Below are 13,425 nucleotides of genomic sequence, written 5' to 3' on the forward strand. Positions count from 1 at the left end.
CACCGATGAACCGCACGCGGCCCGGGCACGCTGCCGGAGCAGCGGCAAGACGACCTGGAGGCGAGGCCGGCGCGCTGCGCGGCGGGGGCGGCTGACGGCGTACCGTCGCAATCGGATTTTCGGGGGTTTATCCCCATCCCAGGGCGTGGAGGCGGTCGTCGTCGATGCCGAAGTGGTGGGCGATCTCGTGGACGACCGTGACGGCGACCTCCTCGACGACGTCCTGCTCGGAGTCGCAGACCCGGAGGGTGGCCAGGCGGTAGATGGTGATCCGGTCCGGCAGGACGCCGGCGTAGTCCCAGCCGCGGTCGGTCAGGGCGGTGCCCTCGTAGAGGCCGAGCAGGTCGTCGCTGCCGTCCGGCGGGGCGTCCTCGACCAGGAAGACCACGTTGCTCATCAGGGCCAGCAGCTCGGGCGGCACCTCGTCGAGGGCCTCACCGACGAGCTCCTCGAAGCGCTCGCGACTCATCTCCACCGGCACGCCGACCATTGTGCCGCCGCCGGCGCGGCCCCGGGAGGGCGCGCCGGCGGGTAGCTGCCGGCCGGCGCGGGTGCGCCGGCCGGGGTGGAGAAGGTCAGACCAGCTTGGCGGTGAGGCTGATCGGGGCGCCGGGGCTGAGCAGGCGGGAGATCGGGCAGTTCTCCTTGGCACCCTCGGCGATCTTCTGGAAGGTGGCCTCGTCGATGCCGGGGACGTCGCCGACGGTCTCCAGGTCGATCCGGGAGACACCGAAACCGGCGTCGGTCTTGTCCATGTGCACCTTGGCGACCGTCTCGACCGACGTGGGCGTGAAGCCCGCGTCGGCGAGGCCCTTGGAGAACGCCATCGAGAAGCAGCCGGAGTGCGCGGCGGCGATCAGCTCCTCGGGGTTGGTCCCCTCGCCCTCCTCGAAGCGTGACTTGAAGGAGTAGCTCCCCTGCAGGCCACCCTTACCAGTCTTAACCGTGCCGGAACCCTCGGTGAGGTTCCCTTCCCAGCGGGCCGTGGCAGAACGAATAGGCATGGACAAAACGCTAACCCATCCGGGGCTCGATGGAGTGTCCGACAACCCAAGGCTCATCATGGTTCACATGTCGGAGATGGATACGGGGGCCGTGGTCGAGTTCGGCGCCCCGGAACGGGCCGGATTCCTGCGCGGGCTGGGGCGCGATCACCGGGTCGCGCCGCTGGTGGGCGGGCTGGCCGCGGTGGCCGCGTTCGGGTCGCTGATCTCCGAGTGGCAGGTGACCACGGTGGACGGGCTGGCGTTCGGGTCGGACGAGGTGGGCGCCACCAAGAAGCTGCCGACCGACCTGTTCGACCTGGACGGGGTCGGCGCGGCGTACACCGTCGGGCTGTTGATCCTGGTTGTCGCGGTGCTGCTGGCGGTGCGCGGACCGGCGGCCGGGCAGCGGTATGCCCGGCTGGCCGGGCTGGGCGTCGGCGGGACGCTGCTGGCGCTGCTGGCGGCGATGTTCCGGATGCTCAGCGGGCAGAGCCGGCTGATCTCCCGGTTCTACCTGATCGAGATCGACACCGGGCATCTGAAGGTCGCCCTGGGCCGCGGGCTGTGGTGCGCCGTGGCCGGGGTGACCGCCGCGATGCTCGCGCTCTGGCTGTCCGGGCGTGCCACCGCACCCGCCCCGCCGGTCGCGGCGCGGGCTGTGGCGGCGCCGGACGACGAGCCGCTGGAGTTGAGCATCACGCCGACCGCGCCGTTCGCCCACACGCTCGACAATCGGGACAAACCACACCTCCGATAATGAGAGGCCGCACCGCGTAAGCTTGACCCCTGTGATTGACCTGCGTCTGCTTCGCGACGACCCCGACCTGATCCGCGCCAGCCAGCGGCTGCGCGGCGAGTCCACCGAGCTGGTCGACGACCTGCTGCGTGCCGATGAGGAGCGCCGTTCCGCCACCCAGCGGTTCGAGACGGTCCGCGCCGAGCAGAGGTCCATCGGCAAGGAGGTCGCCAAGGCTTCCGGGGACGAGCGGGCCGCCCTGCTGACGCGCACCAAGGAGCTGGCCGCCGCGGTCAAGGCGGCCGAGGCCGCGGCCGGTGAGGCCGAGCAGGCACTCAAGCGCGCGCACCTCGCGGTGCCGAACGTGGTCGACGGCGCCCCGCCCGGCGGCGAGGACGACTTCGTGGTGCTGCGCGAGGTGGGTCCGATCCCGGAGATCGCGGAACCGAAGGACCACCTGGAGATCGGCGAGGCGCTCGCCGCGATCGACACCGAGCGCGGCGCCAAGGTGTCCGGCTCGCGGTTCTACTTCCTCACCGGCGTCGGCGCGCTGCTCCAGCTCGGCATGCTGCAGCTGGCCATCCAGCAGGCGGTGGAGCACGGCTTCACCCCGTCGATCACGCCGACCCTGGTCCGGCCGGAGTCGATGGAGGGCACCGGCTTCCTCGGCGCGCACGCCAGCGAGATCTACCGGCTCGAGGCGGACGACCTCTACCTGGTCGGCACCTCCGAGGTGGCGCTCGCGGCGTACCACTCGAACGAGATCCTCGACCTGTCGGCCGGGCCGTCCCGGTTCGCCGGCTGGTCCACCTGCTACCGGCGGGAAGCCGGCTCGCACGGCAAGGACGTGCGTGGCATCCTGCGCGTCCACCAGTTCGACAAGGTGGAGATGTTCTCCTTCTGCCGGCCGGAGGACGCCGCCGAGGAGCACCAGCGCCTGCTCGCCATGGAGGAGGAGATGCTGGCCAAGGTCGAGATCCCGTACCGGGTGATCGACGTGGCCGCCGGTGACCTCGGCTCCAGCGCGGTGCGCAAGTTCGACTGCGAGGCGTGGGTGCCGTCGCAGGGGCGGTACCGGGAGGTCACCTCCACGTCGAACTGCACCACGTTCCAGGCGCGCCGGCTCAACATCCGGTACCGCGACGAGAACGGCAAGCCGCAGACCGCGGCCACCCTGAACGGCACGCTCGCGACCACCCGGTGGCTGATCCCGATCCTGGAGAACCACCAGCAGCCGGACGGCTCGGTGCGGGTGCCGAAGGCGTTGCAGCCCTTCCTCGGCGGCCGGGAAATCCTCGAACCCAGCCGTTGACGATCTCGACACCACCCGGTCACCAGTCGTCATAGCCGCTGGTGGCCGGGCAGGTGTACCGTTCTCCTTCCGCCCTCCGCGGGGGTTGCTCAACCCTCGGAGGTTCCGATGCTCAAGCCTGGGCTTCCCAAGCTCATCGCCACGGATCTCGATGGCACCCTCGTCCGCAGCGACGACACGGTGTCCGCCTACACGCACGAGGTGCTGGGTCGGGTCCATGACGCCGGCATCCGGATCGTCGCCGCGACCGGCCGGGGCCCCCGCCTGACCGCACTGACCCGCAACGACATCCGGGTCGCCGACTACCTGGTGCTCGCCCAGGGTGGCTGGGTGCTCGACCAGACCGAGGCGCGATACCTGCGGCAGGCCCGGCTGCCCGGCCGGGTTCTGGCCGACGTGCTCGCCGCGATGGAGTCGGTCGCCGGCCCGCTCTCGGTGATGTTCGAGGCGCTGGAGCACGACGACTCCCCGCTCTGGGGCGACTACGACCCGACCTGGCGCTACCCGGTCACCGTGGAGGCGCGCACCCGGGCCGAGTGCCTCGACGGTGACGTGATCAAGGCGTTCGCCCGGTCCTTCCAGCATCACGTCGACGAACTGCTGGCGATCGCCCGGCGGGTGGTTCCGACCGACGTCGCGACGGTCACCCAGGCCGGCCTGGACTACGTGGAGATCTGCCCGGCGCACGTCGACAAGGGCACCGGGCTCGCGGTGGTCGCCGAGGCGGTCGGCGTCGACCCGGCCGACGTGCTCGTCTTCGGGGACATGCCGAACGACCTGCCGATGTTCGGCTGGGCCGGCTGGGGCCGGGTCGCCGTCGCGAACGCGCACCCCGAGCTGCTGGCGGTCGCCGACGAGGTGACGCTCACCAACGACGAGGACGGCGTGGCCGTGTTCCTGGACCGGCTATTGTCCAGGTGATGGGGAACTACCGGCTGATCGCGACCGACATCGACGGCACTCTGGTCGACGACGAGCGGCGGATCAGCCAGGTCACCCTCGACGTGCTGGCCGCCGTCCCGGCGCGCGTCGTCCTGGTCACCGGTCGGCCGCTGCGCTGGGTCGAGGAGCTCTACGCCCAGCTGCCGGCCCCGCTGCCGGCGGTCTGCGCGAACGGGGCGGTGATCCACGACCCGCACACCGGTGAGGTGTTGTGGAGCGCGTCGCTCACCAGCGAGGTGCTGGTCGACGTCGTCGAGCGGCTGCGGAACGCGGCGCCCGACCTGACCCTCGCCGTCGAGATGGTCGACGGAGCCTTCCGGCACGAGCCGGCCTGGCCACTGCGCTGGCCCGACCCGCGGGTCCGGGTGATCGCCGCGCCCGAGGAGCTCACCTCGGCGCCGGCGATCAAGCTGCTGGCCCGCTCCGGCACCGCCGACCCGGACGACTTCCTGGAGCTGGTCACCAAGGCGCTCGACGGGGTGGCCGAAGCGACCCGGTCGTCGTCCTCGGCGCTGGTGGAGATCTCGGCGGCCGGGGTGACCAAGGCGGCCGGGCTCGCGTGGTACTGCGAGCGGGAGGGGATCACCGCTGACGAGGTGGTCGCCTTCGGTGACATGCCCAACGACATCCCGATGCTGACCTGGGCCGGGCGGGCGGTGGCGATGGGCAACGCGCACCCGGCGGTGCGGGCCGTCGCCGACGACGTCACGCTGGCGAACGTCGACGACGGCGTCGCGGTCTATCTCCGCGAGCTGTACGGGCTCTAGAGATACTGCCCGGTGGGGCGCTCCTTGCCCGGGATGCCGCCCATCGGCAGCGCCGGGCGGCCCTGGCCGCCGCGCATCTGCTCCAGCTGCAGGCGGGCGGCCATCTGCTGGGCCACCAGGGCGGCCTGGATGCCGTGGAACAGGCCCTCCAGCCAGCCGACCAGCTGGGCCTGGGCGATCCGCAGCTCGGGCTCGCTGGGCGGGGTCTCCCCCTCGAACGGCAGCGAGAGCCGCTCCAGCTCCTCGCGCAGCTCGGGGGCCAGGCCGTCCTCCAGCTCCTTGATCGAACGCTGGTGGATCTCCCGCAGCCGGCCCCGGCTGGCCTCGTCGAGCGGAGCGGCCCGCACCTCCTCCAGCAGCTGCTTGATCATGCTGCCGATGCGCATGACCTTCGCGGGCTGCTCGATGAGGTTGCCCGGCTCCTCGGGACTCATGGTGCCGTCCTCCTCGATGGTGCCCATCGGGCGGCCGTCGGGGCCCATGACGATGACAGAGCCGTCTTCCTTGTGCTCGGTGGTGCGGGAGTCGTCAGTCATGCGTCCCATCTTCGCATTGGCGCGCGGCGTCAGCCGCGCAGCTCAGCCACGGCGCATTTGACCGAACCGCCACCACGCTTGAGCTCGGAGAGGTCGACGTGGACCGGCTGGTAGCCGGCGTCGCGGACCTTGCGGCCCATCCCGACCGCGTCGGTGTTCAGGATCACATGGCGGCCGTCGCTGACCAGGTTCAGCCCGAACGCCTCGGCGTCCGCCCGGTCGGCGAGCACCGCGTCCGGGAAGAGCTGGGCGAGCACCTGCTGCGAGGCCGGCGAGAACGCCTCCGGGTAGTACGTGACGTGCCGGTCGTCGAGCGCCGCCAGCGCGGTGTCCAGGTGGTAGAAGGCGGGATCGACCAGTCGCAGCGAGATCACCGGCCGGCCCAGCACCTCCTGCGCCTCGGCGTGCGCGGCCGGGTCGGTACGGAAGCCGTAGCCGGCCAGCACGATCCCGCCGTACGCGGCGGGCAGGTACGCGAAGTCGCCCTCACCCTCGTTGACGTGCTCCGGGGCGATGAACTTCCAGGTGCCGGCCGCCTCGTAGAAGAGGCGGTGCGCGCTCGCCTCGTCGGCCCGCTGCGGGTACCGGAAGCGCGCGCCGTAGACGGTGCCGTCCACCGAGAACGCCCCGTTGGCCGAGTAGACCATGTCGGGCAGGCCGGGACGGGCGTCGAGCACGTGCACCACGTGGCCGAGATCGATCAGGGTGCTGCGGAGCGACTCCCACTGCTTCACGGCGCGGGCGGCGTCGACCGCGACCGCGGTGTCCATCCACGGGTTGATCGCGTACTCCACCGTGAAGTGCTCCGGGGGACACATCAAGTATGTCCTGGTACGCGGCTTTCGCTCCTGCTGGCTCATGAGGTTTTAGCGTAGGTAGGCTGCGAGGCGTCAAACAGCTCGAAATCTTGCTCCTCGGAGGCGAATCGTTGCAGATGGACGCCGTCGACCAGCGAATCATTGCGTTGCTCGTCGCGGACGCCCGCGCCTCGTACGCGGAGATCGGCGCCAAGGTCTCATTGTCCGCCCCGGCCGTGAAACGCCGGGTGGACCGCCTGCGCGCGGTCGGGGTGATCAAGGGATTCACCGCCGTGATCGAACCCGAGGCACTGGGGTGGACGACCGAGGCCTTCGTCGAACTGTTCTGCACCGGGCGGACCACCCCGGCGCAGATCACCGTGGCCACCCGGCGGCACCCCGAGGTGGTCGGCGCGTACACCGTGTCGGGTCAGGCGGATGCGCTGGTGCACCTGCGCGCGGCCGACATCGGTCACCTGGAGCAGGCGTTGGAACGGCTGCGCGCCGAGCCCTTCGTGACCTCGACGCGCAGCATGATCGTGTTGTCCCGGCTGATCGAGATGCCGTTCTGATCGCCTACTAGAGATACATCCCGGTGCGGTGCTCGCCGTCGCTCGCCTTGGGCGCGGCCGGCTTGTCGCCCTCGCCGAAGAACCGCTTGCCGCCGAACTCGCCGTGCAGCCGGTCGTCCAACTCGTCGGCCAGGCCGGTCATCACCTGCACCGCCAGCATCAGGTGCACGGCCTGGAAGTTGCGGCCGAACACCGGGATGGAGGCCCACACCGTGTCCTGCGCGCAGTAGAGCCGGCCGATCGGCATCCGGTTGGTCAGCTCGGACAGCTTCACGTAAAGCTGCTCGGTCGGCTCCACCTCGGTCAGGATCGGGGAGAAGACGTCGACCAGCGGCGGGTTGTCCCGGACCCGGACGAAGACCATCGCCGAGCCGGCCCGGATCCCGACGTCACCGTCCGCGTCGACCTGGAGCTGGTCGACCGTCGTCTTCGACATGGTGGCGATCACCGTGCGGACCCGCTCGTCGAGCGGCACCACCTCGTCGGCCACCATGTCGCCGAGCAGCGGGTCGTCATCGAGCTCGCGCAGGTCGAGCCCGGCGTCCAGACCGGCCTCGGGCCGGGCGGTGGCCAGCGGGCCGGCGTCGATCGGCTCGTCCTCGTCGTCGTGCACCAGGTAGACCAGGAAGGCCGGGTGCGGCGCACCGTAGACGTCCCGCAGCGTGCGGGACACGATGGTGGCCAGGGCGGTCGCCTTGGCCTGCTCGGACCGCAGGCCGAAGAAGTCGCCGGAGCCGGCCAGCACGCCGGGCGGGGACCAGCCGAGCGCGACCATGTCGGCGACGGCGGCCCGATTCATCCGGAACTCGGCGGGCAGCGCGGCGTTGCCGACCGCGAGCGCCTCGGTCACGCCGTCGGGCAGCACCCGGATGCTGACCGAATAGACCGCGGTGCCGGTGCCGGACGCGGTGGGGTCGAGAGTGAGGTCGACCTGGGCGCCGGGTTGCAGGCGGGACAGGACCCCGGCCAGAGCGCCGGCGAACTCCCGCCACGCCTCGGTGACCTTGGCCCGTAGGTCGGCCGTGGTCGGTTCGTCGAGCAACACGCCCTCGGGTGAGTCGCCCGCCGCCACGCCTTCTGCCGTCATGATCGCACCTCCGTTCCCGTCACCCTATCGAGCGCGGCCGTGCTGTGGACGGCCTAGGCCTGTTCGGTGGCCGGTGTCCAGCTCAGCGCCATCGCGGTGACCCGCTCGGCGACCTCGGTCAGGTCGGCGCCCCGGCCGACGGCCAGGCCCATCAGGTACGCGGTGACCGGCGCGCCGGGGCGGACCACGCTGTGCGCGACGTCGCGCGCCATGTCGAGCACCGTCGTGACCGCCACGTCCTCGCGCGGCACGCCCAGCTCGGCGCTCGCCGCGGCGACCCACCTGTCCAGCTCGCTCATCTCGCCCACTCCTCGGCAGTGCGCAGGTCGTCGTCGGTGTCGCAGTCGAACCAGGGCGGCGGGCCGGGGCGGCGCCAGGACACCTCGGCGACCCGCAACTGCTCGACCAGCTCCCGGACCGGGGCGCCGTGCAGGCCGCCGCGCCGCTCGGCGAGCCGGTCGATCGCGGCGCGCAGGGCAGCCGTGCGCCACACCCCGCAGAGGATCTGCAGCCGGCCGTCGGTGTCCCGGTAGACCGCGCCCTCCATCGGCGCCGACTCCATGGTCAGGCGCAGCACGTCGATCGCCTCTCCGGTGAGGAACGGCAGGTCCGCGGCGAGCAGCGCGGTGTACGCGATGGTCTCGGGGACCAGCGCGAGCCCGGCCGCCGCGGCCGCCACCGGGCCGCCACCGGGTGGCTCCTCCCGGGTCACGTGCACCGGAACGGGCAGGTCGGCGGAGACCCGGCCGACCACCACCCGCGGGTCAGCGTCGTGCACCGCGGCCAGCACCCGGGTCAGCATCGACTGGCCGGCAACGGCCAGCGTCGGCTTGTCCGCTCCACCCATCCGCCGCGCCGCACCACCGGCCAGGACCACCGCCGCAAATCCCCCCACGTGAGTACCGTATCCCGACCGGGTGGCGGACGTGACCACGCGCTCGGACAGCGTGGGTCGTAAGCTCCGCCTCATGGGGAGGAATTCGGCGCGGCGGCCGGTGGTGCGCATCGATCTCGGTGCGGCTCCGGGCGATCGCCGGCAGCGCCCCGACGAGCTCGCGGCCGAGGAGCCGCTGGAGATCCGGGTGCGCCGGCAACCGCTCGCGGTCACCATGCGCACCCCCGGGCACGACATCGACCTGACGATGGGTTTCCTGCTCAGCGAGGGCATGATCGGCGCCGCCGAGGACGTGGTCACGGCTCAGCTGTGCGCCGGGACGGACACCCCCAACACGTACAACGTGGTGGATGTCGTGCTCGCCGCGCACGTGCCGCCGCCGGTCACCGATCTGAGCCGCAACTTCTACACCACCAGCTCGTGCGGAGTGTGCGGAAAGGCCAGCATCGACGCGGTGCGCACCCGGTCGCGTTTCGACGTGGCCGCCGACCCGCTACGGGTGCCGGCCGCCACGCTGGTCGAGCTGCCCGGCCGGCTGCGGGCGGCGCAGCGCACCTTCGACCGGACCGGTGGGCTGCACGCGGCCGGCCTGTTCACCGCGGCCGGCGAGCTCCTCGTCCTGCGCGAGGACGTGGGCCGGCACAACGCGGTGGACAAGGTGCTCGGATGGGCCCTGCGCGACGGGCGCCTGCCGCTGGCCGGGCACGTGCTGATGGTCTCCGGGCGGGCCAGTTTCGAGCTCACCCAGAAAGCCTGGATGGCCGGGCTGCCGATGCTGGCCGCGGTGTCGGCGCCGAGCACGCTCGCGGCCGAGCTGGCCGACGAGTCCGGGATGACGCTGGTCGGCTTCCTGCGCGGGTCGACGATGAACGTCTACTCTCGGGCGGAGCGGGTCACCGTCTGAACGGCCGCCACGGGCCAGCCCCTCGCGGTGGCAGCACCACCATGTGCGGGGCCAGACCGTGGCCCAGCACGTTGTGCAGCAGGCCGGCCAGCTGATGCTCCGGCTCCTCGGCCAGCGCCCGGTCGACCGCCACCCGGGCCAGTGAGCCGTGCCCGGCCCGCCACGCGCTGAACGCCAGCAGGCAGGCCGGTGGCGCGACATAGGCCGGCTCGGCGCGGCGCAGCACATCGGTCCAGAGCTGGATCTGCCAGCCCTGTCCGGTCACCCGGTCCAGCGCGAGATCCTCCACCTTGCGGTTCACCAGGAGCACGCCCAGCCAGGCGGTCTCGTCCGGGTCCAGGCGGGAGCCCGCGCGGTAGCGTTTCTCCGCGGCGCGCACCGCGGCCTCGCCCTGCTGGCGAATCAGCCTGCCGTAGCGGTCGGCGCTCAGATCGTCGGCGATCAGGTCGGTGAACCGGCGCCGGGCCCGCTCGGTGGCCGCCGCCATCGCCTCGCGCTCCGCCCCGCCGACCGCGGCCACCTGCGCGGTCAGCGCCCGGCGGCTGGGCAGCGCGACCCTGCCGTGATAGGTCGCCTCGGCCGCGACCAGACTGTCGCCCGGCAGGCAGCGGATGCCCTCGGGTGGGCAGCAGAGCGGGTCGGCACAGGTGTAGGACCACCAGCGGCCGTCGGTGACCCGAATCATCTCCAGCACCTCCACCCCGCGGTCCTGGACCGCCTGGGCGGTGCTGAGCACCGCCGGGCTGACCCGGCCGGGCGGGCCGTAGCCGATCACCACCACGGTGCGGGCCCGCTGCCGGGCCACGGCGTCGGCCACCGAACCGGCCGCGGCCCGGGCGTCGCCGTCGGTCCAGTCCGGGCCGGGCAGGTCGTGGCAGAGAGCGAAGTCGACCCGGTCCCGGGCGAGGCCGACCAGGGCCACGCAGTCACTCGGGTGATAGCCCATCAGGAACGGCACGACGGCGATGAGCTCGGACGGGTTGCGGATGGCGAGGCGGCAGTCGGGTGTCATGCGGGGCAGCGTGGCCCGGCGGCCGGGAGCGGCGCGTGCCATCCGGCGCGCCTGTGGACAACTCGTCCACAGGCCGGGCGCGGCCGTCAGTTGCGGAACGGCAGGCCTTGCAGCTCCAGACCCTCCTGCTGCCAGGCGTGGGCGTGGCGGTCCAGATCCATGGTGAGCTCGATCGACGACACCACGTCGTAACCGGCGGCATGCAGGCTGCGGATCGCCTCCACGTTGCGCGACGACGGGGAGATGGTCAGCGAGGTCATGTTCCGCTTCTTCGCCTCGCCGGCGACGTGCTGCAGCAGGCGGCGGCCCACGCCCTTGTGCCGATGGGTGATGGTGACCACCACCGGCTCGACCTCACCGGCCCGGTTGCGCATGATCAGCCCGACCATCCCGATCACCCCGTCGTCGGCGTGGTCGGCGACCCACAGGCCGGACAGGTCGAGACGGGTCAGATACTCCTCGAAACCGGCGCCACCGTCGTCATCGGACTCGCCGTACATCTGATGCTGCTGCCGGGTGAGCTCAGCCCACAGCCGCCGGCCAGCGGAGTGGTCACTCGGCCGGTACGAACGCACTACGACAGGGGCCATGCCGACATTTTGCCTCTGAAATGGGATGTCCGTCACCCGAAGCGCAAGATAACCGGGTGGACATGGCGTATCTGCGCGCGCACCCGGAGCACCTCCCGACATTTCTCACCCACCAGCGGATCCGGGAGACACCGATCCATCGCGGAGTCACCTCGACGTCCCGGCTGACCCTCGACGACGGGACGTCGCTGTTCGCGAAGACCGCGACGTCGTGCGCCGCGGAGGCGGCGGGACTGCGCTGGCTGCGCGCGGCGGGGGCGACACCCGTACCGGAAATCGTGGTGGCGCTGCCCGGCATGATCGCGATGGAATGGATCGAACCCGGTGCCGCCGGCCGTGCGGCCGCGGAGACCTTCGGGCGCGGCCTGGCCGCGCTGCACCGCAGCGGCGCGGAGACCTTCGGCGCGCCCTGGCCCGGCTGGATCGGGCCGCTCCCGCTCGACAACACGCCCTCCGCGGGGCCGTGGAGCAGCTGGTTCGCCGACACCCGGCTGCTGCCCTACCTGAGGGCCTCGGTCGATCGCGGTGCGCTCTCCGGCGCCGACGCCGCACTGGTCGAGGAGATCATCAAGACGATTGCGGCGTACGCCGTGGAGGAACCGCCGGCGCGCATCCACGGTGACCTGTGGCCGGGGAACCTGCTGTGGGGGGCCGACGGGCGCGCGTGGCTGGTGGATCCGGCGGCGCACGGGGGTCATCGGGAGACCGACCTCGCGACGATGTCGCTCTTCGGCGGCGTGGCGCACGCCGATGTGATCCTCGGCGCATACCGGGCCGAATGGCCGCTGGCCGACGGGTGGGAACGGCGGATCCCGTTGCACCAGCTGCACCTGCTGCTCGTGCACACCGCGGCCTTCGGGGCGGGCTACCGCGATGCGGTGGTGGCGGCCGCCCGCGCCGTCCTGCGCGGATGAGGGTCGAGGGGCCATCGTCCACCGGCCGATATGCCTAGCGGCAACCGGGCCGGGAAGCGGCTAGATTCGCATTCGTGAGCGAGATGTGGAGAACAGCCGAACGGGCCCGGTGGCGGCCGTGATCGCGCTCGCCGACCGCTTCGGCCGGGTCGCGACCGACCTGCGCGTCTCCCTCACCGACCGGTGCAACCTGCGGTGCACCTACTGCATGCCCGCCGAGGGCTTGGCCTGGATGCCGCAGCCCGAGCAGCTCACCGACGACGAGGTGATCCGGCTGGTGCGGATCGCGGTCGAGCGGCTCGGGGTGACCGGGGTCCGATTCACCGGCGGCGAGCCGCTGATCCGCCGCGGCCTGGTCGGCATCGTGGCCGCGACGGCCGGGCTGCGGCCGCGCCCCCGGATGTCGGTGACCACCAACGGGATCGGGTTGGAGCGGCTCGCCGGGCCGCTGCGCGAGGCCGGCCTCGACCGGGTCAACGTCTCGCTCGACACGCTCGACCCGGCCCGCTTCCGATCGCTGACCCGGCGCGACCGGCACGCCGACGTGTTGCGCGGCCTGCGCGCCGCCGCCGAGGCCGGCTTGACCCCGGTGAAGATCAACACTGTGCTGATGCGGGGGGTGAACGACGACGAGGCCGCGCCGCTGCTGCGGTTCGCGCTGGAGCACGGCTATCAGCTGCGCTTCATCGAGCAGATGCCGCTGGACGCGCAGCATCAGTGGGACCGGCACACCATGGTGACCGCCGACGAGATCCTGGCCGCGCTCAAGCCCTTCGATCTGTGTCCCGACGTGGTTTCACGTGGAACGGCTCCGGCCGAGACCTGGCTGGTCCCCGGCTTCGTCGACGCGGCCGGCGCGCCGGCTCGGGTCGGCGTGATCGGCAGCGTGACCCGCCCGTTCTGCGGTGACTGCGACCGCACCCGGCTGACCGCCGACGGCCAGGTGCGCAACTGCCTGTTCGCCACCGAGGAGAGCGACCTGCGCAAGCTGCTGCGCGACGGGGCGCCGGACGTGGAGATCGCCGAGTCCTGGCGGGTCGCGATGTCGGGCAAGCGAGCCGGTCACGGCATCGACGACCCGGCGTTCCTGCAGCCCGCCCGACCCATGTCCGCCATCGGAGGATGAGCCTGTTGGTCACCGTTCGCTATTTCGCCGGAGCCCGGGCGGCCGCCGGCGGGGTGTCGGCCGAGGAGGTGGCGGCCGGCTCGCTGGACGAGCTGAGCCGACTGCTGACCGACCGGCACGGGGAGCGCCTCGGGCTCGTCCTGACGGCGGCCAGCTTCCTGGTGGACGGGCTCACCCGACATGACCGGCGGGCGCCGCTGCAGGCCGGGGCGACGGTCGACATCCTGCCGCCCTTCGCCGGCGGCTGAC

The 13,425-nt window shown here is 72.1% G+C and carries 18 protein-coding genes; 9 read left to right on the forward strand and 9 right to left on the reverse strand.

The features are described from left to right. Positions 1–127: 127 nt before the first annotated feature. Entirely contained in the window at positions 128–475 is a 348-nt protein-coding gene (locus tag ACSP50_RS41010) for a metallopeptidase family protein (RefSeq protein ID WP_172898948.1), read from the reverse strand. Positions 476–575: 100 nt separating this feature from the next. Next, positions 576–1,004 carry an OsmC family protein gene (locus ACSP50_RS41015; protein ID WP_014695236.1) on the reverse strand — a complete coding sequence of 143 codons (429 nt, stop codon included), beginning with the start codon at positions 1,002–1,004 and terminating at the stop codon, positions 576–578. Between the two features lie 67 nt (positions 1,005–1,071). Between ACSP50_RS41015 and ACSP50_RS41020 the strand changes: the two genes are divergently transcribed. The 4 genes from ACSP50_RS41020 (at position 1,072) to ACSP50_RS41035 (ending at position 4,743) form a co-directional block, all read left to right on the forward strand. Then, entirely contained in the window at positions 1,072–1,743 is a 672-nt protein-coding gene (locus tag ACSP50_RS41020) for a hypothetical protein (protein ID WP_052311849.1), read from the forward strand. A 31-nt stretch (positions 1,744–1,774) separates the two neighbouring features. Then, positions 1,775–3,034: a serine--tRNA ligase gene (gene serS, locus ACSP50_RS41025; RefSeq protein ID WP_014695238.1), complete on the forward strand. Its 1,260-nt coding sequence runs from the start codon at positions 1,775–1,777 to the stop codon at positions 3,032–3,034. Positions 3,035–3,142: 108 nt separating this feature from the next. After that, positions 3,143–3,955 (forward strand): HAD family hydrolase, encoded by an 813-nt coding sequence (locus tag ACSP50_RS41030; RefSeq protein ID WP_014695239.1) that lies wholly within the window; start codon positions 3,143–3,145, stop codon positions 3,953–3,955. Further along, positions 3,955–4,743 carry a Cof-type HAD-IIB family hydrolase gene (locus tag ACSP50_RS41035; protein ID WP_014695240.1) on the forward strand — a complete coding sequence of 263 codons (789 nt, stop codon included), beginning with the start codon at positions 3,955–3,957 and terminating at the stop codon, positions 4,741–4,743. Before ACSP50_RS41030 ends, ACSP50_RS41035 begins: the two co-directional genes overlap by 1 nt. Here the strand turns inward: ACSP50_RS41035 and ACSP50_RS41040 are convergent. Further along, the gene (locus tag ACSP50_RS41040) at positions 4,740–5,279 is read right to left on the reverse strand and encodes a bacterial proteasome activator family protein (RefSeq protein WP_014695241.1); all 540 of its coding nucleotides are present in this window, start codon (positions 5,277–5,279) and stop codon (positions 4,740–4,742) included. The genes ACSP50_RS41035 and ACSP50_RS41040 overlap by 4 nt on opposite strands. A 29-nt stretch (positions 5,280–5,308) precedes the next feature. Then, on the reverse strand, positions 5,309–6,139 hold the full coding sequence (ddaH, locus tag ACSP50_RS41045) for a dimethylargininase (protein ID WP_080128169.1): 831 nt from the start codon (positions 6,137–6,139) through the stop codon (positions 5,309–5,311). Positions 6,140–6,207: 68 nt separating this feature from the next. On the opposite strand from ddaH, the gene ACSP50_RS41050 reads away from it, so the two are divergent. Beyond that, positions 6,208–6,648, forward strand: coding sequence for an Lrp/AsnC family transcriptional regulator (locus tag ACSP50_RS41050; protein WP_014695243.1), 441 nt, complete (start codon positions 6,208–6,210; stop codon positions 6,646–6,648). A gap of 7 nt (positions 6,649–6,655) precedes the next feature. On the opposite strand, the gene ACSP50_RS41055 is transcribed toward ACSP50_RS41050, so the two are convergent. The 3 genes from ACSP50_RS41055 to ACSP50_RS41065 are packed head-to-tail and all read right to left on the reverse strand — an operon-like array spanning position 6,656 to position 8,612. Further along, on the reverse strand, positions 6,656–7,735 hold the full coding sequence (locus ACSP50_RS41055) for a hypothetical protein (protein ID WP_014695244.1): 1,080 nt from the start codon (positions 7,733–7,735) through the stop codon (positions 6,656–6,658). A gap of 53 nt (positions 7,736–7,788) precedes the next feature. After that, a complete protein-coding gene (locus tag ACSP50_RS41060; protein WP_014695245.1) occupies positions 7,789–8,034 on the reverse strand; it encodes a DUF6457 domain-containing protein in 246 nt (81 codons plus the stop codon). Next, complete coding sequence (locus ACSP50_RS41065; RefSeq protein ID WP_014695246.1) at positions 8,031–8,612, reverse strand: molybdenum cofactor guanylyltransferase; 582 nt, start codon at positions 8,610–8,612, stop codon at positions 8,031–8,033. The genes ACSP50_RS41060 and ACSP50_RS41065 overlap by 4 nt, the downstream gene beginning before the upstream one ends. A 91-nt stretch (positions 8,613–8,703) precedes the next feature. Here ACSP50_RS41065 and fdhD point away from each other — a divergent pair, with 91 nt between their 5' ends. Then, positions 8,704–9,534, forward strand: a complete 831-nt coding sequence (fdhD, locus tag ACSP50_RS41070) for a formate dehydrogenase accessory sulfurtransferase FdhD (RefSeq protein ID WP_043513200.1) — start codon at positions 8,704–8,706, stop codon at positions 9,532–9,534. Here the strand turns inward: fdhD and ACSP50_RS41075 are convergent. Then, a complete protein-coding gene (locus ACSP50_RS41075; RefSeq protein WP_043516482.1) occupies positions 9,524–10,546 on the reverse strand; it encodes a DUF4192 domain-containing protein in 1,023 nt (340 codons plus the stop codon). The two genes, fdhD and ACSP50_RS41075, sit on opposite strands and share 11 nt — an antisense overlap. An 86-nt stretch (positions 10,547–10,632) precedes the next feature. After that, positions 10,633–11,136, reverse strand: a complete 504-nt coding sequence (locus ACSP50_RS41080; protein WP_014695249.1) for a GNAT family N-acetyltransferase — start codon at positions 11,134–11,136, stop codon at positions 10,633–10,635. A gap of 56 nt (positions 11,137–11,192) precedes the next feature. Here ACSP50_RS41080 and ACSP50_RS41085 point away from each other — a divergent pair, with 56 nt between their 5' ends. The 3 genes from ACSP50_RS41085 (at position 11,193) to ACSP50_RS41095 (ending at position 13,424) form a co-directional block, all read left to right on the forward strand. Further along, a complete protein-coding gene (locus ACSP50_RS41085) occupies positions 11,193–12,050 on the forward strand; it encodes a fructosamine kinase family protein (RefSeq protein ID WP_043513203.1) in 858 nt (285 codons plus the stop codon). A gap of 109 nt (positions 12,051–12,159) precedes the next feature. Continuing rightward, on the forward strand, positions 12,160–13,176 hold the full coding sequence (gene moaA / locus ACSP50_RS41090) for a GTP 3',8-cyclase MoaA (RefSeq protein WP_043513205.1): 1,017 nt from the start codon (positions 12,160–12,162) through the stop codon (positions 13,174–13,176). Then, positions 13,173–13,424: a MoaD/ThiS family protein gene (locus tag ACSP50_RS41095; RefSeq protein WP_014695252.1), complete on the forward strand. Its 252-nt coding sequence runs from the start codon at positions 13,173–13,175 to the stop codon at positions 13,422–13,424. Before moaA ends, ACSP50_RS41095 begins: the two co-directional genes overlap by 4 nt. Position 13,425 lies beyond the last annotated feature (1 nt).

The sequence above is a fragment of the Actinoplanes sp. SE50/110 genome (genome assembly GCF_900119315.1).
Lineage (GTDB): Bacteria > Actinomycetota > Actinomycetes > Mycobacteriales > Micromonosporaceae > Actinoplanes.

Excerpts from the sequence above, each read along its gene's own strand:
- ACSP50_RS41015 (WP_014695236.1), bottom strand. The coding sequence starts at position 1,004 with ATGCCTATTCGTTCTGCCACGGCCCGCTGGGAAGGGAACCTCACCGAG.
- ACSP50_RS41020 (WP_052311849.1), top strand. The coding sequence starts at position 1,072 with ATGTCGGAGATGGATACGGGGGCCGTGGTCGAGTTCGGCGCCCCGGAA.
- ACSP50_RS41030 (WP_014695239.1), top strand. The coding sequence starts at position 3,143 with ATGCTCAAGCCTGGGCTTCCCAAGCTCATCGCCACGGATCTCGATGGC.
- ACSP50_RS41035 (WP_014695240.1), top strand. The coding sequence starts at position 3,955 with ATGGGGAACTACCGGCTGATCGCGACCGACATCGACGGCACTCTGGTC.
- ACSP50_RS41040 (WP_014695241.1), bottom strand. The coding sequence starts at position 5,279 with ATGACTGACGACTCCCGCACCACCGAGCACAAGGAAGACGGCTCTGTC.
- ddaH (WP_080128169.1), bottom strand. The coding sequence starts at position 6,139 with ATGAGCCAGCAGGAGCGAAAGCCGCGTACCAGGACATACTTGATGTGT.
- ACSP50_RS41055 (WP_014695244.1), bottom strand. The coding sequence starts at position 7,735 with ATGACGGCAGAAGGCGTGGCGGCGGGCGACTCACCCGAGGGCGTGTTG.
- ACSP50_RS41060 (WP_014695245.1), bottom strand. The coding sequence starts at position 8,034 with ATGAGCGAGCTGGACAGGTGGGTCGCCGCGGCGAGCGCCGAGCTGGGC.
- fdhD (WP_043513200.1), top strand. The coding sequence starts at position 8,704 with ATGGGGAGGAATTCGGCGCGGCGGCCGGTGGTGCGCATCGATCTCGGT.
- ACSP50_RS41075 (WP_043516482.1), bottom strand. The coding sequence starts at position 10,546 with ATGACACCCGACTGCCGCCTCGCCATCCGCAACCCGTCCGAGCTCATC.
- ACSP50_RS41080 (WP_014695249.1), bottom strand. The coding sequence starts at position 11,136 with ATGGCCCCTGTCGTAGTGCGTTCGTACCGGCCGAGTGACCACTCCGCT.
- ACSP50_RS41095 (WP_014695252.1), top strand. The coding sequence starts at position 13,173 with ATGAGCCTGTTGGTCACCGTTCGCTATTTCGCCGGAGCCCGGGCGGCC.